15 protein-coding genes and 1 pseudogene are annotated in these 17,686 nt (G+C 47.9%); 9 read left to right on the top strand and 7 right to left on the bottom strand.

The features are described from left to right. The first annotated feature begins 110 nt into the window (after positions 1-110). Positions 111-878, top strand: coding sequence for a sulfite exporter TauE/SafE family protein (locus tag V7P87_RS01875; protein ID WP_333795915.1), 768 nt, complete (start codon positions 111-113; stop codon positions 876-878). A gap of 168 nt (positions 879-1,046) precedes the next feature. On the opposite strand, the pseudogene V7P87_RS01870 reads toward V7P87_RS01875, so the two are convergent. Both V7P87_RS01870 and V7P87_RS01865 read right to left on the bottom strand, forming a co-directional pair. Beyond that, positions 1,047-2,180 (bottom strand): annotated as a pseudogene (locus tag V7P87_RS01870) (methyl-accepting chemotaxis protein); the annotation flags it as partial. Positions 2,181-2,606: 426 nt separating this feature from the next. Next, positions 2,607-3,017, bottom strand: a complete 411-nt coding sequence (locus V7P87_RS01865) for a hypothetical protein (RefSeq protein WP_333795913.1) — start codon at positions 3,015-3,017, stop codon at positions 2,607-2,609. Between the two features lie 843 nt (positions 3,018-3,860). On the opposite strand from V7P87_RS01865, the gene V7P87_RS01860 reads away from it, so the two are divergent. From V7P87_RS01860 to V7P87_RS01840, 5 genes are all read left to right on the top strand, one after another. Beyond that, positions 3,861-4,139 carry a hypothetical protein gene (locus tag V7P87_RS01860; protein ID WP_333795912.1) on the top strand — a complete coding sequence of 93 codons (279 nt, stop codon included), beginning with the start codon at positions 3,861-3,863 and terminating at the stop codon, positions 4,137-4,139. Positions 4,140-4,236: 97 nt separating this feature from the next. Continuing rightward, positions 4,237-4,581: a hypothetical protein gene (locus V7P87_RS01855; RefSeq protein WP_333795911.1), complete on the top strand. Its 345-nt coding sequence runs from the start codon at positions 4,237-4,239 to the stop codon at positions 4,579-4,581. Between the two features lie 85 nt (positions 4,582-4,666). After that, entirely contained in the window at positions 4,667-5,116 is a 450-nt protein-coding gene (locus tag V7P87_RS01850) for a hypothetical protein (protein ID WP_333795910.1), read from the top strand. Between the two features lie 113 nt (positions 5,117-5,229). After that, complete coding sequence (locus V7P87_RS01845; protein ID WP_333795909.1) at positions 5,230-5,730, top strand: hypothetical protein; 501 nt, start codon at positions 5,230-5,232, stop codon at positions 5,728-5,730. Between the two features lie 795 nt (positions 5,731-6,525). After that, positions 6,526-6,705, top strand: coding sequence for a hypothetical protein (locus V7P87_RS01840; RefSeq protein ID WP_333795908.1), 180 nt, complete (start codon positions 6,526-6,528; stop codon positions 6,703-6,705). 18 nt (positions 6,706-6,723) lie between these two features. On the opposite strand, the gene V7P87_RS01835 is transcribed toward V7P87_RS01840, so the two are convergent. Together V7P87_RS01835 and hutH are read right to left on the bottom strand one after the other, a co-directional pair. Beyond that, a complete protein-coding gene (locus V7P87_RS01835) occupies positions 6,724-8,721 on the bottom strand; it encodes a urocanate hydratase (RefSeq protein ID WP_333795907.1) in 1,998 nt (665 codons plus the stop codon). 12 nt (positions 8,722-8,733) lie between these two features. Next, positions 8,734-10,242: a histidine ammonia-lyase gene (gene hutH, locus V7P87_RS01830; protein WP_333795906.1), complete on the bottom strand. Its 1,509-nt coding sequence runs from the start codon at positions 10,240-10,242 to the stop codon at positions 8,734-8,736. A gap of 139 nt (positions 10,243-10,381) precedes the next feature. Between hutH and V7P87_RS01825 the strand changes: the two genes are divergently transcribed. Beyond that, a complete protein-coding gene (locus V7P87_RS01825; protein WP_333795905.1) occupies positions 10,382-11,278 on the top strand; it encodes a LysR family transcriptional regulator in 897 nt (298 codons plus the stop codon). 136 nt (positions 11,279-11,414) lie between these two features. On the opposite strand, the gene V7P87_RS01820 is transcribed toward V7P87_RS01825, so the two are convergent. Together V7P87_RS01820 and V7P87_RS01815 are read right to left on the bottom strand one after the other, a co-directional pair. Continuing rightward, positions 11,415-13,670 carry a TonB-dependent receptor gene (locus tag V7P87_RS01820; RefSeq protein ID WP_333795904.1) on the bottom strand — a complete coding sequence of 752 codons (2,256 nt, stop codon included), beginning with the start codon at positions 13,668-13,670 and terminating at the stop codon, positions 11,415-11,417. A 335-nt stretch (positions 13,671-14,005) separates the two neighbouring features. Next, positions 14,006-14,368: a VOC family protein gene (locus V7P87_RS01815; protein ID WP_333795903.1), complete on the bottom strand. Its 363-nt coding sequence runs from the start codon at positions 14,366-14,368 to the stop codon at positions 14,006-14,008. Between the two features lie 239 nt (positions 14,369-14,607). On the opposite strand from V7P87_RS01815, the gene V7P87_RS01810 reads away from it, so the two are divergent. Further along, positions 14,608-15,375, top strand: a complete 768-nt coding sequence (locus V7P87_RS01810) for a substrate-binding periplasmic protein (RefSeq protein WP_333795902.1) — start codon at positions 14,608-14,610, stop codon at positions 15,373-15,375. Positions 15,376-15,425: 50 nt separating this feature from the next. Here V7P87_RS01810 and mtnK read toward each other — a convergent pair whose 3' ends face one another. Next, on the bottom strand, positions 15,426-16,664 hold the full coding sequence (mtnK, locus tag V7P87_RS01805; RefSeq protein WP_333795901.1) for an S-methyl-5-thioribose kinase: 1,239 nt from the start codon (positions 16,662-16,664) through the stop codon (positions 15,426-15,428). A 156-nt stretch (positions 16,665-16,820) separates the two neighbouring features. Here mtnK and V7P87_RS01800 point away from each other — a divergent pair, with 156 nt between their 5' ends. Next, a complete protein-coding gene (locus tag V7P87_RS01800; RefSeq protein ID WP_333795900.1) occupies positions 16,821-17,609 on the top strand; it encodes an arylamine N-acetyltransferase family protein in 789 nt (262 codons plus the stop codon). The last annotated feature ends 77 nt before the right edge of the window (positions 17,610-17,686 follow it).

The raw sequence follows: 17,686 nt of genomic DNA, 5'->3' as shown, positions 1-17,686 counted from the left end.
AGGTTGGAGTACAAGCCGGCAGCTTAGCGTTTTGCCGCTTTATTCGTCCAGTTCTGTCCTGATGTATCAGCAGCAGGGCAAAAGTTTTTATAGTGACTGAAGGGGATGCAATGGAATGGTTGATTGTTTGTAGTGCGGCCTTTGCCGCTTCGTTATTTACATTATTCAGCGGTTTTGGTTTGGGCACCTTGCTAATGCCGGTCATAGCGCTGTTTTTTCCGCTGGATTTGGCGATAGCCATGACGGCGCTGGTGCATCTGGCCAATAACCTGTTTAAGTTTATGCTGCTTGGTCGTCAGGCCAATCTCTGGTTGTTGTGGCAATTTGGTTTGCCTGCGGTATTGGCGGCGCTGCTTGGGGCCTGGTTCTTGTCGCAGCTTGGGGCACAGCCCGCTTGGTATCAATATACAATCTTCGGTCAACATTTTGACATTATGCCAATCAAGCTGGTGATTGGCGTGCTGATTATGGTGTTTGTGTTGCTGGAATTATCGCCGCGGTTTGCTGCTGTGCAGCTGCCGCCACAATGGCTGCCACTGGGTGGCTTTATCAGCGGTTTTTTTGGTGGTTTGTCCGGTCATCAGGGCGCTTTACGCTCGTTGTTTCTGCGTAAAACCGGCCTTGATAAAAACGCTTTGGTGGCAACCACTGTGGTGCTGGCGGTGATGGTTGATTTGGCGCGGATGGCGGTGTATGGCGCCAAGCTACCGCTACAGCAGGTGCAGTGGCCTTTGGTGCTGGCGGCTTGTGCTGCCGCTTTTTCCGGCGCTTATCTGGGTAAAAAAATGCTGCAAAAAGTCACACTGCTTGCTGTGCAACGGCTGATATCAATCATGTTGCTGCTGCTGGCGTTGGCACTGATTGCCGGTTGGGTGTAAGCAGGCGGCACTGCTGTGGAACTGTTGTGGAATTATAATGGCATCAGAACTCGGGCCCCTGCTGTTGTGGCAGCTGAGGGCCCGGCCAAAAATTTATTTTATTCTGTTGGCAAATCTGGAGACAGAGTCAACCACTTGCTGGGCAGCCAGTTGAATATCATCAATCACCAGCCGGGCCTGACCAATCAGCGCATTGACATCCTGAGCTTGTTGCTGGCTCTGCTCTATCATTTGCACCGCACTGGACGACAGCTGCTGATTGCGGTTCACCACATCCACTATTTCCACTGTGGCTGCACTGGTGCGGGATGCCAGTTGCCGCACTTCGTCGGCTACTACGGCAAAACCGCGGCCTTGTTCACCGGCCCGGGCTGCTTCAATAGCGGCATTAAGCGCCAATAAATTGGTTTGATCGGCAATGCCCTGAATACTCTGAATAATACTCTGCACCAGCTGGCCCTGGCGGGCGAGGTCGTTAATGTTTTCCACCGCTTTACTCATCTGGGCTTCCAGCTGCGCCATTACGGCGGCGGTGTCGTGCATCACCTGTTTGCCCTGGCGCGAGCTTTGATCCGTGGCCTGTGAGGTGGAAAAAGCTACCTGAGCAGCGCTGGCCACTTCTCTTTCCTGCAACACTTGATCAGTAATGACAGTGGCAAACTTCACCACTTTGTAAAATTCACCACGGGCATTGGCAATAGGGTTGTAAGAAGCTTCCAGCCAGACTTCACGGCCGGCACTGTCGACCCGGCGAAAACGGTCGGCGACAAACTGGCCCTGGCCTAAACGTTGCCAGAACTGGCTGTATTCGCTGCTTTGGTGGATATCGGCCGGGCAAAACATTTTGTGATGTTTACCGGCAATATCAGTAAGCCGGTAGCCCATGGCCTGTAAAAACAAGTCGTTAGCGCTCAGTACATGGCCCTTCATATCAAATTCAATCACAGCGGTAGAGCGTTGCATAGCTTTGATCAGCGCATCATGCTGTTGTGACGTTTCGATGGTGCGGGTGAGGTTATTGGCATAAATTTCAAAATGATCCAGCTTACCAGTGCTGGTTTTTACCGGGCAAAGCGCAGCGCGCAACCAGAATTCCTGCCCCTGCCGGTTGGCAATTTGCCAGGCTCCTATCCAGAAATCTCCGGTTCTGAGCGCAGTGGCCAGCTTGTTAAAGTGTTCAGTTTGCTGCAAAAAAGACGGCACTAAATCCAGTACTGGCCGGCCAATCACGTCAGTTTCATTAAGGGCACTTTCACTGCAAAAATTCGCATTCACAGCCCGGATTTTGCCGTTAGCGTCCATGGTTAAGCGCATCATTTGTTTACTGACGCTGTCGCGAATTTGCGCCTGCATACTGACTTGTTCTTTTAACTGCTGGTTTTCTTCCCGCAAAGCCTTCAGGCCAAACCAATCAAACATAAACAATCCTCTGATTTAAGTGCACTTATCAGCTGGCAAGTACTGCATTGACTCTATACAGCAAGTACCGATAACTCAAGGTGTTGCTTGATGACTGCTGGTGTTCAAGGGCTGAGCTGCAATATTGTTTTTATGGCATCTGTTGCAGTGTTTTGTGACCTGAACCCTGGCGGGCGGTATGCTGGTGTGAAGTTGTGATCGGGAAGCCGCGAAGCCAGAACGGAAGATAAAGCCTTTCAGTTCTGCCTTCGCTGTTTTATTTTGCCGTTATTGTGCTGTTTTTCGATGCTGTGTTGTTAGTAAAGTTGTTTAGCTTTGATCAGTGGCATTCAGTTCTTTGATTTGCGCAGTAGCTGTGTTGCCTAATGCTCTCTGGCAGGATAAGCGATATCTGCTATTGGCTTTTACCTCAACATCAAGCAGCAGAAAACCATAATCCATACCCAGCATACATTTGATTTTTACCTGATGTTTGCCCGGCGTTACCAACAGCTGATCGGGATAACCCTTTAATTCATTACCATAAACTTTATTGTCTACTTCAGCCAAAGTGACGTAACCCAACCCTTGCACTTCTAATGGCCCGCCAAGTAACAAAGCCAATTCAGAAACCGGCTTGTCAGGCCCTTCATAAGCTTTCACCTGTACCCCGGCAAGATTGCCAATACCCACACAACCGTAAGACAACAGCAGCACCAGGCCTAATAACCATTTATTCAACGCTTTTACTCCTGACTTTTCGGTAAAGCCCAAAGGGATTTTTTCTGAAAACACCAGACGCAGTGGGTTTCCTTTGCTGGTTCATCAGCGCATCTCCACTGCAACAGGGTGCCTTATTTGAATGACGGTAATGTTAATATTTTGTTTTTAAATTTGGCAAGTTGAATGGCTGAAAAACAATAACTATTTGTTTTTATGTGGGTAAATTTTGGAGCCTGCAGAGGCTTTTGCTTCTCTTGGCATTAGTTCAACCACATAGGTAACACTCTGGCCTGTTTTGTTGATGCCTGCGGCATGGCGCTAAGCACAGACTCGCCTGTGCGGGCGAGTCACTTTTTGTATCGACAAAAAGTGACGCAAAAAACGACCCCGGTGAGCCTTCGAAAGCCCGCTAAAAATCAAAAGTTTGAGGCGCCGCCAAAACTCGGCAAGCGCTACCGTCGCTTGCCTCAAACAGTTGGCGTCTTAAAACCTCAAACTTCCAATTTTTATCGGCTTGGCTCAAAGGGGAAGGAAGAGCGCTGGCTTGGGGAATTGGTTAATTTGTTTGTACCAAAAAATGGATAAATTCATCGGTATTTTCCTTATTAAATCCAGCCTCATAGGCAGCAAAACCACTGCCGAAATAACCAGTGATTAACCATGAGTTTTTTTCAGAACAACTTGCGTACAAGGTGTATGGGTTTTGTGAAGTCAATATTTATCGAATTTAGAAAAATAAGTTGAAAAATAGTAACTTAGGCTTTAGCTTGATATGAGTAAAATCATAAAAGAAGGCAAAAAAATGTTCGACTTGCGAGCGTTCTGCCTTCTATTAAATTGTTATAACTCATGGAGCTTCGTATGAAGTTTTACTTTTACCCAGCTGCCGAAGAGAAATTTAAAGCTGATGCGTTGAACAACTTTGTCCGGACTTTAGTTTTCAATGAGCTAACAGGCGAAATTGAGGTCAGCTTTATACGACAGGTAAAGACTCTATGGCAGCAAACGTGCAAGAACAATATTGAAACAGATCACCGCATTAAAGAACTCAATGGTGAGCATTTTCAAGTATATAGCTGGGTAGTAAGAAGCAAATCTGACTTTCAGTTGCCAGCTTTTTCACTGTCGGAAAGTAAATGAGTTATAACAAGGTGCGGCATTCGCGGCCTGCGGCCGCTGCGACGCTCACAAGTTCGCGCGCATGCGCACAGCGTTATGTTTACTCAGGGAGGTTTCTTTGGCACTTTTTTTATATTATCTCGTTAATGGCTTAGTAGTTCTATTCACTTTGAGCCCCCTTGGTTTTCTTCTACTTATATCTCGAAAAAAAGTATGGGCACCTGAGTTAAAATTATTCTTTGGCTTTATCGCTGTTATTTTAGCGGGTTTATATTTCAGCTGGCTGTCCGGTAGTTTTGAACATTTCGAGTCTGCAGCGGTAGCTACGGTAGATGAAGTAAATTTGAAAGCTGACATTCTTGCTGCGTTCGGATTATGGGTTTTTGTAATACCTGCGCTTTATCTGGCGTTGGGTGTGAATTTTATTAGCAGTTTTGTTAGGTTTGGAGAGCACAAAACATAACAAGTGTAAGCAGCATCAGCCCTTTGGGCTGGGGCTCGCGATCGCTCACCGTTGTAGCATGTGTTAAGTGTTTTGGGAAAATTGAATGCAAAAAGAAGAAACGGGCCTATCACGATTTTTGACGCTATTACCCAAAGATGCAGATCTAGATTTGGTCATTTTAAAAGGCCATTTATTAATCGAAGAAGTGCTTAGCGACAAGTTAAGAGAGTTCCTTAAACTTAGTAATCCGTTGGGTATTCAGGTAAATGAAAGAATGATGTTCTCTGAGAAGCTAAGATTTTATTGGTCCTTAAAACCAAAAGCCGTCGAAGACAGAGTATGGCAATCGTTAAAGGAGTTAAACCAAATAAGAAACGCTATGGCGCATAGCATCGAACCAAAGGGGATACATGAACGGGTAGAGAAATTTAGTCGAGAAATAATTGAGTATTCGAAACTTGAAAAGATGGTTGTAGAAGAACGAAAGGTTGGGTTCTCACTTGCTTGGTTATATATTCTTTTGGCAACTGAAATAACAATTAAGCAAACATAACAAGCAAATGTTAATCGCCCACGCTGCGCATGGGCTGCGACGGCAAAACGCATGCGCGTTTTCCCGCGCTAAATTTGGTAGTTAGCCATATAGGCATGCATAGAGAGATTTTTATGAAGTATCTAGTTGTCTTAGTTCTATTGATGCAATCGCTCTTTTTATGTGCCGAACCAGCTTTAGAAGTAAAAAAATTACTTGAGGCCTCCCCAGACACTATCGAAGAGTCGATGGATAGCATTTATTCATTGAAAATGTTAAAGAAACAAGGTGTCATAGATGAAAAGGCTAATATTCTTGGTGATTATCATCATTTTTACTTTCCGAAGAAAGAAATAGTAATATTTGGTGCAAAATTAATCGCGTTGGATCATGAATATCTCACTGACTATATAGGCTGCTGTGTTAATCCTGGCGTGGCAGTTGTACTGAAAAAAATGGATGGTTTTAATTCTAATGAGATTGATGCTTTTGCAAAGCAACATTCGTGCAATATAAATGATATAGAGAAAGCCCACCTTCCAGATTTAGTAATTAAGCAGGTTGGTCTCGCAAATGAGAAAGCGTTTTTGTTTCAACTTTCATGTAAACAGAACGACAAAACTCATGAATATTAAACAGTTTGGTTTTAGTTTGAGTCGTTGATGTTCGGTTTTACGGCTAACAAGGTGCGGCACTTTGCGGCCTGCGGCCGCGGCGACGCTCACCAAAGTTCGCGCGCGTGCGCTTATAGTTATGTTTCTCTTGAGGGTCAGTACCATTGACAGAGATAATTGAACATGTGTTTGTGTTCACACTATTTGTCTTTAACCGTAGACATAGAAGAACCTGGATTTCACAGTACAAACGACACAGCACCTACAAGAAGTCCTTCAAAATATTCGAACTGGTCCTATCTGCAGTAGTTACAATAGGTCTGGTTTTATCGATAGTACTTGGGCTTGCCGGAAACTCGAAATTATCGTCTGCTATAGATAAGTGCCTCGACAGTGGTGGTAGTTACGACTATCAAGTTTGCGAGTGTGACACGTCTAATGGTCACTCATACATCGAAAAAAACAGATGTAATTGGCAAGTAATTGGTCTGTAGTTTTGTTCAAAAAAGATAAACATAACAAATCGCTCCATTTCGCAACCCCTTTGGGGTTGCAGGACGCCGCTACGCGGCGCCTATGAGCTCAACGTTAATTTCGCATCTTCGCTCAAAGCCCCTATTTAACTTCCAGAACCAGCAGTAAAAAAACGTCCGTGTCACCCCAGCATCTCGCGCCCCAAGCAAACCAAACACCGGGAGGTGCGGAGTGAGCATTCAAGAGTGCGCGCGGGAGGCGCGAACGGGCGAACGCAGTAGTTGCCGGTGGTTGGTTACAACAGAAAATTGAGTAAAGCTGAAGGTGGGTTACGGCGGACAGTTGCTAAAAAAGAATCAGGTTACATCAGAGATTTTTGCCACCGCCAAAAACAAAAAAGATAAGAGCCTTGCGGCTCTTATCTTTTTTAAACCCACTCAAAAACAAAGCTGTTTAAAAGAGGGGCTGTTAAAAAGCAGGGCTGTTTTAAAGCAGCCTCGTTTTAAACCCGCTGCTATTTAAAAACCCAGTTATGCCAGCTTAAAACAACTGCTCAAGAATATCGTCGTCTACCCGATTGGCCAGCGTTACCTGCAATTTAGGTGTGCGCGCCATTTCGCGTTTGATGGCAAAATCGGCTTCATTGTTACGGGCCCAGCTGCGGCGGGCGATGCCGTTGTTGACGTCAAAAAACAACATCGATTTTAACCGGCGATCTGCCTCCACTGAGCCGTCCAGCAACATGCCAAAACCGCCGTTCATCACTTCACCCCAGCCCACACCGCCGCCGTTGTGGATCGACACCCAGGTGGCGCCGCGGAAGCTGTCGCCAATCACGTTGTGAATGGCCATATCGGCAGTAAAACGGCTGCCGTCATAAATATTGGAGGTTTCACGGAATGGCGAGTCGGTGCCGCTGACATCGTGATGGTCACGGCCTAATACCACAGGGCCAATTTCACCGCGTTTTATCGCAGCGTTAAAAGCAGCGGCAATTTCGGCGCGGCCTTCTGCGTCGGCGTATAAAATGCGCGCCTGAGAACCAACCACCAGCTTGTTTTGTTTGGCATCCAAAATCCAGCTGATATTGTCCTGCATCTGCTGCTGAATTTCTTCCGGCGCAGCTAACATCAAACGTTTTAACACTTGTGCGGCAATGGCATCGGTTTTATCTAAATCTTCCGGCTTGCCTGAGGTACAAACCCAGCGGAAAGGGCCAAAACCATAGTCAAAACACATAGGGCCTAAAATATCCTGCACATAAGACGGATATTTAAAGTCGATGCCGTTTTGCGCCATTACATCACCACCGGCGCGTGAGGCTTCCAGCAAAAACGCATTGCCGTAGTCAAAGAAATAAGTGCCTTTGGCCGTGTGTTTATTCACGATAGCGGCGTGGCGTTTTAAGGTGTCCTGCACCTTGGTTTTAAACAGCTCAGGCTCTTCACGAATTAATCGGTTGGCTTCGTCATAAGAAACGTCCACAGGGTAATAACCGCCCGACCAGGGGTTATGTAATGACGTTTGGTCTGAGCCTAAATGTACAAAAATATCTTCGGCATCAAAGGCTTCCCATACATCCACCACGTTGCCGATATAAGCAATAGACACCACTTCAGCCTTGGCCTGGGCTTGTTTTACCCGGGCAATTAAGGCTGGCATAGTGTCAATCAGCTCATCCACCCAACCTTGTTGGTGGCGTTTGGTGGCGGCTTTTGGGTTCACCTCAGCACACACCGTAATACACTGCGCAATATTGCCGGCTTTTGGCTGAGCACCGCTCATGCCACCTAGGCCTGCCGTTAAGAAAATTTTGCCTTTGGGGCTATCGCCTTTTGGCAGCACTTTGCGAAACGCATTCATCACCGTAATGGTGGTGCCATGCACTATGCCCTGCGGGCCAATATACATAAAAGAGCCGGCGGTCATCTGACCATATTGGGTGACGCCCAGGGCATTAAACCGCTCCCAGTCATCCGGTTTGGAATAATTGGGGATCATCATGCCGTTGGTCACCACCACTCTTGGCGCTTCAATGGATGAAGGGAATAAACCCATCGGATGGCCTGAGTACATATGCAGCGTTTGGTCTTCTGCCATTTCGCTTAAGTACTTCATGGTTAAGCGGTATTGCGCCCAGTTCTGGAACACTGCGCCATTGCCGCCATAAGTAATCAGCTCTTCCGGATGCTGCGCCACGGCCGGGTCTAAGTTATTGTCAATCATCAGCATAATGGCCGCGGCCTGCTGGCATTTGGCCGGATAATCGCTGATAGCACGGGCTTTAATGGCATAGTCCGGCTTAAAGCGGTACATATAAATACGGCCAAAGTCATTCAGTTCTTTGGCAAATTCCACTGCCAGTTCTGCATGCCATGCCTTGGGGAAATACCGCAGCGCATTACGCACCGCCAGTTGTTTTTCCGCTTTGGTTAAAATGTCTTTGCGTTTAGGCGCACGGTTGGCGCCCACAGGGTAAGCTTTGGCTGCTGGCAGCTCTGCTGGAATACCTTGTTTGATTTGATCCTGAAAAGTCATCTGTTGCACTCCTTAAACATTGACCGCAAAGTCGACCTTCAAGGCCTGGGTTTTGACCAGTGTAATCATGGCGTCGATGTCCGGTTTTAACAGCCGGTCTTCTTCGAGCTTAGCTACTTTGGCGCGGATAATGGCATGATTTTCTTCAATTAAGTCTGAGCAAGTGTTAGGGCGGCGGAATTCAATGGCCTGAGCTGCGTACATCAGCTCTATCGCCAGGATTTTTTCCAGGTTGCCTAAAATCTGGTTCAGCTTCCGGCCTGAGATACTGCCCATAGACACATGATCTTCCTGACCCATCGAAGTAGGCACGCTGTCGGCAGAAGGCGGGAAACATAAAGATTTGTTTTCGGTGACCAGCGCCGCTGTAGTGTACTGCGGGATCATCAAACCCGAATTTAAGCCACTGGCTTTGGTTAACAACCGTGGTAAACCATGCAGGCCTTCCAGCAGCAAATAACAACGGCGGTCAGAAATATTGCCAAGCTCAGCGGCGGCAATAGAGGTGTAATCCAGCACCATCGCCAAAGGCTGACCGTGGAAACCACCACCGGACAGCGCTTCTTCGCTGCTAATCACAATAGGGTTGTCGGTCACTGAGTTCATCTCAATTTCAACCAGCTCTTTGAGGTGGTGAAAAGCATTGCGTGAGGCGCCGTGCACCTGCGGAATACAACGCAGCGAATAAGGGTCCTGCACCCGGGCACAGCCGGTGTGCGAGGCCATATTTTGTGAGTTTTTAAATAACCGGCGCATCCGCGCTGCCACTTCGATATTGCCGGCAAAAGGACGGATTTGGTGTAATTCAGGGCGGAAAGGCGAGCCGCTGCCTTGCATACCTTCAATACTCATGGCGCCTGCCACATCGGCTAAATTCAGTAAGTACTGCATTTTGGTCAGTGCGGTAATGCCGTGGGACAAAATAAACTGGGTGCCGTTAATCAGGCCCAAACCCTCTTTGGCCTGTAATTCCAGCGGTGTTAAACCATGCTGCGCTAAGGCCTCACTGGCCGGCACGCTGCTATTACCTGCCCAGAATTCACCTTCACCAATCAGTGGCAGGAATAAATGTGACAGCGGCGCTAAATCGCCGGAAGCGCCGACAGAACCTTGCTCCGGCACCACCGGAATTAAATCCAGTTCAATAAACTTCAGCATGCGCTCTATCACTTCCAGCCGCACACCGGAATAACCCTGGCTCAGCGCATGTACTTTGGTGATCAGCATCAGCTTGGAAATCGCTTTGGCAATAGGTTCACCTACACCCACTGCATGGGTGATCAGCAGGTTTTTTTGTAGCAAGGCAGTTTCAGTCGGAGAAATCTGGGTGTCACATAAAGGGCCAAAACCGGTGTTAATGCCATAAATAGCTTTGCTGGAGGCCGCCATCACATCCACACAGCTGCGGCTTTGGTTAATTTTGGCGATAGCTTCGGCGCAAAGTTCTGCTTGAATGCTGCCGTCGGCAATGCCGTTCACTGTGGCTAAATCGAGACGATCAATACCGTATTTAAAAACCATGACTGACTCCTGAAATGTCTTGCTGTATGGCCGCCACAAAGGCGTGTGATGGTCAAATGCTAGCTTGTGTCAGATGTTTTATAAATACATAATAATCGTATCTTATTCCGGATTTATCGAACTAAAGGGCGGTCGGCAAATGCAGGTGCAGGACGTTGATTTACGCTTATTGCGTATTTTTGTCACTATTGTGGAATGTGGTGGTTTGTCGGCGGCAGAGTCCAGGCTGAATATTGGCCGCTCGACCATCAGCACCCATTTATCTGATTTGGAAATTCGTTTAGGTCTGACGCTGTGTAAACGTGGCCGCAGCGGTTTTGAGCTCACCGACGCCGGCCGTATTACCTATCAGGCATCACTGGAGTTACTGCAACAATGTGAAACCTTTGCCAGTACAGTGGCGGGCTCTAAACACCATTTATCGGGCCGGGTGACAATTGCCATTATCGATACTCTGGTCAGCGACCCCCGCTGTGGTGTGGCCCAGGCGATAGCAGCACTGAAAGATAAAAGTAATAACCTGCAGTTTGATATTCATGTCTGTGAAGCGCGGGAAGTAGAAACCTCAGTAGCTAATGGCCGCGCTCTGGTGGGGATTGGCGTGAGCCGCCATCATATCCGCGGTCTGAATTACGAGCCACTGCATCTGGAAACCAACTATCTGTATTGTGGCCAGGGCCATCCGTTATTTGGTTGTGATGCCAAAGATATCCATACTTTATTGGCGCAGGCTGAGGTCATTAGCAGTAACTATATGCGGGATAAAGAAATCCGGAACGACGGCCTGAACTACCAACACAGCGCCAGCGCTTATCACGACGAAGGCATTGCCCATTTAATTTTATCCGGCAAGTTTATTGGGTATTTACCCGAGCATTACGCCAGTTATTGGGTGGAAAAAGGCCTGTTTCAGGCCATCAGGCCGGAAAAATACCATTACCAAATTCCGGTGGTGTTAATCACTTCCAAAACCAATGCCACCTCACCTCTGGCGCAGGCCACTATTAAAACCATCAAGGCCTGTCATCAGGGCTGAGTGCAGCCGCTTGCAACTGTAAAAGGAGCGAGACGGTTGTTGTGATTGCCACGACAGCACAACAACCATCACCCGGTGCACAAAAAAACAAGGCACCGATGGCGCCTTGTTTTTTGTGCTTTTAACACATCAGCTGTTAATAAAAGCTTTTCTTAAACTCAATACCGACCATGCGCGGTTCGTTGACAAAACCGGTCAGGTTGGCAAAGTCCACTGCACCTTTAACATTGTCTTCGTCGGTAATATTGCGGCCATATAAGGCCACTTCGTAGTTACCGTCGTAGTTCTGATAACCAATACGCAGGCCTGCTTCCATATTGTTGTCGGTTTTAAATTCAACAGCGTCATACAGGAACAGGTTGGTTTCGCCCTGGAAAGCCACGTCTGTGTAGAAGTAGATTTCACCGGTTTTCACCGGAATGTCGTAACGGGCGTTTAACGTCAGGATAGTTTCAGGTGCTTGTGGGAATGGGTTGCCATTCACATAAGCCAGCGTTTTGGTAAAGGGTGCTGTACCCACTATGATAGTGTTATCTAATGGCGTACACATTTCTGAGCCACAAACACCCACACGCAGGTTCGGGTCTTTTAACTCAGTTTTGTTATAGCTAAAACCACCGCCCAGTGTCAGGTTGCTCAGTGCACGCCAGTCGGCGTCAATTTCAAAACCATAACCTGTGCCTTCTTCAGCATTCACCAGCGAGTTGCCGTTGTTGTTACCACCAATGGCCGACAGCTGCATATCGTCAATGTTGTAATAGAACACAGCTCCGTTTAAGCGCAGGGTGTTACCCAATAAATCTGACTTGGCACCCAACTCAATAGAGTTGATGGTTTCAGATTTTGCTGTGGTTGGATCTTCTTCAAAAGCCACGTTACGGCCCTGAATAGACTGAGCGCGGAAACCGTTGGCAAAACGGGCAAACAATGAGGTCTGATCGGTTAAACGGTAGTTGGTCGCCAATTCCCAGCTCACCTGGCCGTCGCTTAAGTCAATTGGAGCGTAGTTCTGAATTTGCGCCACACCAATCACTAAAGCAAAACCATTGACGTTCTGCTCGCCCACATAAAAGGATTTTTTGTCGTGGGTGTAACGAACACCACCAGTCACATCCCAGCGATCAGACAGGTTATAGGTGCTCTGGCCAAACACAGCCCAGCTTTGGTTGTCATGGTATACCGAGGTTTGACCAAAAAAGCCGTCGATACTGGTCACGCCAAAAGAAGAGTCAAAATAAAAGGCTCCGACCTGCCATTCCAGCGCTTCGCTGGTGTCGCTGGCTAAACGGAATTCCTGTGTGAACTGTTTTAAGTCCTTCAGTTGATCTTCAGTCACTGCATTGCCGACTTTTGATGGGCCCGGACCTGCTTCTGTACCACCGTCGATATCACCACGGCCATTACCATCAGCCTGTTCATGGGCGGTAATAGAAGTGAAGGTCATATCGTTCAGATCAAAATCCAGTTTTAATGACGCACCTGAGTTGTCATATTTCTGGAAGTTGTTGCCACCATCATAAGCCACGTTGTCGCGGTCATAATTGGCGTTCAGCTCATTGCTGCCTTTGGTAAAAACATTACGGCGGAAAATAGACGAAGTACCGTCCAGTTTACGGCCATGGACGTTCAGTAAAGCGCTGAGGTTGCCAGTTTCATATAAAAATTGCAGACGACCGGCAGTTTCATCAAAACCACCCATCACGTCTTTTTCATTGGTAAAGGTGTTGTTGATATAGTGGTCGCGGTGTTGTGACAACACTGACACCCGGGCTGACAGTTCGTCAGTCAGGCCAGAACCAACAGCAGCTTCCACATTGCGGGTGCCGTAATTCCCCAATGAAAACTTGGTATAAGCGTCGAAATCCTGCCGCGGTTTGGCGGTACTGAACTTCACAATACCTGCTGTGGTGTTACGGCCGAACAAAGTGCCTTGTGGGCCACGCACCACTTCCACCTGTTCAATATCAAACAGCGGGAAGCTTTTTAAAATCACGTTTTCCAGCACCACGTCGTCCATGATCACCGACACCGGCTGAGAAGCGGCCAGGTCAAAGTCGGTGTTGCCTAAACCACGGATATAAAAACGTGGTGCGGCACGACCGTTGGATGATTCGGCATATAAACCAGGTACTTTTACGCCCAGCGCCTGAATGTCGTCACCGGCAGAAAAAATAGCGTCAAACTTTTCGCCCGATAAAGTGGCAACCGAAATAGGCACTTCCTGCGTGCTTTGCACGCGTTTTTGCGCTGTCACCATAATACGTTCAAGTTGCTGATCATCCTGTTTGGCTTTGTCACTTTCCTGCGCCAGAGCGGCAGGAGAAAGACCAACAGTGGCAGCGATTAAAGCGGCCTTGATCTGCAGAGCTAACAATGATTGTTTGCTTTTCATCAGTGGATACCCTTAGTTTGAGCCCGATTGGGGTGGAGCGTCTGTGCGCTTTACAGTTATGACCTGAGCGATAACAGTGTGTTGGAGCAACTGCTTAGGTGTAGCAGTTTTCACGCTGCCCGCCAGCCCGACAGTCTTGGAGTGACCACAACACTGTCTGATAATCATCAGCTAATATACCATTAATTCGTTATAACCGCTTGTTATTGAGGGAGTTACGCTCATTTGGCTGCATATTCGGGATAAATGTCAGAAAAAGGCTAACCAGTCAGCAGCCGCTATTTAATCTGTTGTTGAAAAGAAGGAAGCCGGTGGGCCGGCTCAACTTTGACGGGTTATTTAGGTTGCCATAATTCAAACTTATTACCTTCAGGGTCATAAGCCCAGCCAAAATCACCATAATCACCGGATTCACGTTGTTCATCCACCCGTACGCCCGCAGCCTGAAGTTGTGCCAGCATGGCATTTAAGTCAGTGACTCTGTAGTTCAGCATCATTTGTTGTTCCGGTCGGCCAAAATAATCGCTGTTATCAGCAAAAGTGGACCAGACAGTTTCATCCTGACTTTGCGCGATAAAGCTGCCATATGGACTATCCGGTAACAAAGGCACGCCCAGATGCTGCTGATACCAGAGAGCCAGCGCCATAGGGTCACGTGCTTTTAAAAATACACCACCTATCCCAGTTACTTTTTGCATGTGATTGCCTCTTTTGCTGTTGCTGCCGGCCTCAGTTGTAGCATGCCTGAGCAGAAACACCAAAACACGGCAGTTCACAGTGATGATGTAGCTATCAGGCTTGCGGACTGTTAGCGTGTTAGATCCCACAGATCAGAATTGCCACTGCCGGTCGCAAAACAACGGCTGGCTATTTATCTGCCAAACAGAATACAGTAACTTGGTTTACCGAAATTCTGTGATTTGCCGGAGAGGTTGTAGTGAAAGGATGGCTGAAGTCTGTATTTGCTCTGTTATGCCTTGCATTGAATCTGCAAGCCACTGCTTGCCAGCTGCGCTTTGCCGCTGAAACCGACTTTCCGCCGCATCTGATTAAAAACGACGAGCAGCACTGGCATGGGCAAACGGCGGAATTGCTGCAGGCATTGGCAGCTAAAGTGGGTTGTCAGATTGACTATCGCTCAAGCCCCTGGTTGCGTTCGCTGATGCAGTTAAAAAGTGGCGAATTGGATGTGATCAGCCACCTGTACCGTAACGCCGAACGCGAAAAAGATTATTATTTTCTCGGCCCACATCATCTTGAAGCGATTTGGTTGATTGGTAAAGCGGCGGATTTTAAAGAAGTCAGAACCTTAACCGATACCATCCATCTTAAGCCCGCTCCCCGTATTGCGGTATTAAATGGTGCTTATTATGGTGAGGATTTTGCTGCAGTTCAGCGCAACCCGGGCTTTGCGGCGTTATTGGTGCCTATCAGCAGTATTCAGGATAAATTGGCGCTGCTCAATGCCGGTAGGGTGGACGCCATCCTGGAAGACCGCTCAGTGTTGCATTATTGGCAACAACATCAACTAAAAAGTGCCAGTTTATATCGGCCCATAGTGCAAATTTATCAGGCACCGGTTTATTTTGGTTTTAGCAAAAAAAGTATCAGTGCAGCCCAGTTTGCCAAACTACAACAGGCCTGGCTGTTGATGGAAAAAGACCAAACGGTGCGCAACATTCAGCAACGTTACCAACCACAATAATGTCAAATCCAGGGCAGCCTTCTGTGATGCCACTGCCCTCGTCACAGTGTTTATTGCATTTGCAGATCCTGCAGCGGACTTAGCAACTGACTGATGCTGCTGGCTTCAGCATGTAGCATAATCAACCGGCAGCCCAGTGTAATGGCCTGCTGCTGCGCCTGTTGTCTGGCCGTGCTGTTGGTCATTTGTTTAAATTCGGCGGCTGGAAAAGCGCCTATCACCCGGCGTATCAGCTCGGCACCGGCAAAACCAATGCTATAACGCAGCACCTGCAGCACAAACTTTTCCTGATAACTGCGGTTACTAAAGAGTGGGTCGCGGCAATGCTGCTGACATAAAGCCAAAAAGGTGTTAGCAAAATGCAGCCAGCAATCTTTGATTTGGTTATGTAAATAATTTTGCTGATCACGGGCGCGCTCTGTATTGTTCATTACCCCCGGCGCGGCGCAATATTGCAACATCAGGCTGCCAAAAAACAGACCTAAATCAAAACCGACCGGGCCATAACAGGCAAACTCGGCGTCTATTACTTTAATGTCGTCACCACAGACAAAAATGCTGTTACAACCTAAATCACCATGTTGCAGTGCTTGTGGGCAGCTGCGATAAGCGGCTCGTAACGCGGCCACCTGCGACTGCAGTTTTTCGTCCTGCCACAGCTGACGGGCCAGTTGTTGTAAATGCGGCTGATGCTGGTTGCGTTCATGGTTGATATAAGGGTCGCTTAACAGCAGATCTTCTACCACCTGCTGCGCCTGTGGGTTATTAAATTTTTTCAGGCCAGCGTTTTTACCGGCAATGTCGGTGGCAAAGTCGCTGCTGAAAAAACTGTGGTGCGCCAGTAATTGCGCCAGCTGCTCAGCCAGCTGATGGAATTGCCGGCCGCTGGCCAGAGTTTTACTCAGCAGCTCATATTGATCCAAATCTTCCAGCAACATAGCGGCCTGTTCTGCGTCGTAATGCAGCACTTCCACCACATGATCGGGTGAGGCCTTGCCCAACTGAATTAAAGCTTCGGCTTCAATACGCAGCCTATCCAGGCTCAGCGGCCACTGCTCACTTAAACCACGGGCAACCGGCAGGGCCTGTTTCACAATCAGGCTGGTACCAAACTGATTTTTTACCCGAAACACCTGATTCATATGGTTGTCGCCAAAACTGACGCTGGTCAGTTTGCTGTGTACACCAAATAACTCACTGTGATCATTGGCAAAAACTGCTGCATCTTCGGGGGTGAAACGCTGGTATTGCGGCATAGGGTCAACCTGTTTTGAAAGATAAATTATCATCGCAAAGCTCAGGGCCTGCGGCAATGGCTTTATGCCGGTCCCGGCTTGTACCCTGCTGCTTTGAGTCTGAGGTTGCGCCAGAGTTTGTGGTGATGGCGGCCTTTGGCAAAATCGGTGACAATAACGGCAATTTCAGCACAAAGCGTGGAGTAAAAGATGTACGCCAGCAATTTTAGTCTTGAACTGTACCTGAAACGTATTGGTTATCAGCAGCAGGTGCAACCGAATATTGCCACTGTCACAGCGCTGATGCAGCAGCAACTGCGCAGCATTGCCTTTGAAAATCTTGATGTGCAGGCAAAAAAAGTGGTGTCGCTTGAGCCTGAGCAGATAGTTAAAAAAATTGTTGGTAGTGACGGCAAAGCACGCCGTGGTGGTTATTGTTATGAAGTGAACGGCCTCTTTGCCATGGCCATCACAGCGCTGGGGCTGGAGTATCAGTTTGTATTCTGCCGGCCAATGTTTTACCCGATGCGTCGGCCGAAAACCCATATGGCGCTGCTGGTGAAAGTAGAAGGGCAGCAGCTGTTGTGTGATTTAGGGTTTGGCAGTTATGGTTTGCGTGCGCCTATTGCTTTGTCGCAGGTGAATTTAGTGCAGCAGCAGGATTTTGACCTGTTCCGCTTAATCAGCCCTGAGCCTGGCCAGTATGTGCTGCAGGCGCAGCTGGATAACAACTGGGTTAATCAATATGGTTTTGATTTATACCCTGCCGACTGGCTGGACTTTATGCCGGCAAATTTCCTGAACTCGACGCACCCAGACACTATTTTTGTGCAAAAACTGCTGATTATTCTGCAAACGCCACAAGGTCGTAAAATGCTGGTCGGCAACGAATTTAAACAAACTGTGGCCGGTGTTACTCAGGTGCAGCAGGTGGAAGCGGCACAGGTTGCTGCTTTGCTGGAAGCGGAGTTTGGCTTGCAGGCCGCAGCAGCGGGCTGAGCTCTTTTGCCTGACAGCTTGTGGCATTAACAACCTTGCTTCGGCCAAGTGTAAAAAATAACAGTCCAATACCATAG

The organism is Rheinheimera sp. (genome assembly GCF_036782235.1).
Classification (GTDB): domain Bacteria; phylum Pseudomonadota; class Gammaproteobacteria; order Enterobacterales; family Alteromonadaceae; genus Pararheinheimera.
Note: the sequence above shows the minus strand (reverse complement) of the source record. Positions and strands in the feature narration are given on the sequence as shown.

Bases quoted from the DNA above. Each gene is read 5' to 3' on its own strand.
- V7P87_RS01875 (WP_333795915.1), top strand. From the start codon at position 111: ATGGAATGGTTGATTGTTTGTAGTGCGGCCTTTGCCGCTTCGTTATTT.
- V7P87_RS01860 (WP_333795912.1), top strand. From the start codon at position 3,861: ATGAAGTTTTACTTTTACCCAGCTGCCGAAGAGAAATTTAAAGCTGAT.
- V7P87_RS01850 (WP_333795910.1), top strand. From the start codon at position 4,667: ATGCAAAAAGAAGAAACGGGCCTATCACGATTTTTGACGCTATTACCC.
- V7P87_RS01845 (WP_333795909.1), top strand. From the start codon at position 5,230: ATGAAGTATCTAGTTGTCTTAGTTCTATTGATGCAATCGCTCTTTTTA.
- V7P87_RS01835 (WP_333795907.1), bottom strand. From the start codon at position 8,721: ATGACTTTTCAGGATCAAATCAAACAAGGTATTCCAGCAGAGCTGCCA.
- hutH (WP_333795906.1), bottom strand. From the start codon at position 10,242: ATGGTTTTTAAATACGGTATTGATCGTCTCGATTTAGCCACAGTGAAC.
- V7P87_RS01825 (WP_333795905.1), top strand. From the start codon at position 10,382: ATGCAGGTGCAGGACGTTGATTTACGCTTATTGCGTATTTTTGTCACT.
- V7P87_RS01820 (WP_333795904.1), bottom strand. From the start codon at position 13,670: ATGAAAAGCAAACAATCATTGTTAGCTCTGCAGATCAAGGCCGCTTTA.
- V7P87_RS01815 (WP_333795903.1), bottom strand. From the start codon at position 14,368: ATGCAAAAAGTAACTGGGATAGGTGGTGTATTTTTAAAAGCACGTGAC.
- mtnK (WP_333795901.1), bottom strand. From the start codon at position 16,664: ATGATAATTTATCTTTCAAAACAGGTTGACCCTATGCCGCAATACCAG.
- V7P87_RS01800 (WP_333795900.1), top strand. From the start codon at position 16,821: ATGTACGCCAGCAATTTTAGTCTTGAACTGTACCTGAAACGTATTGGT.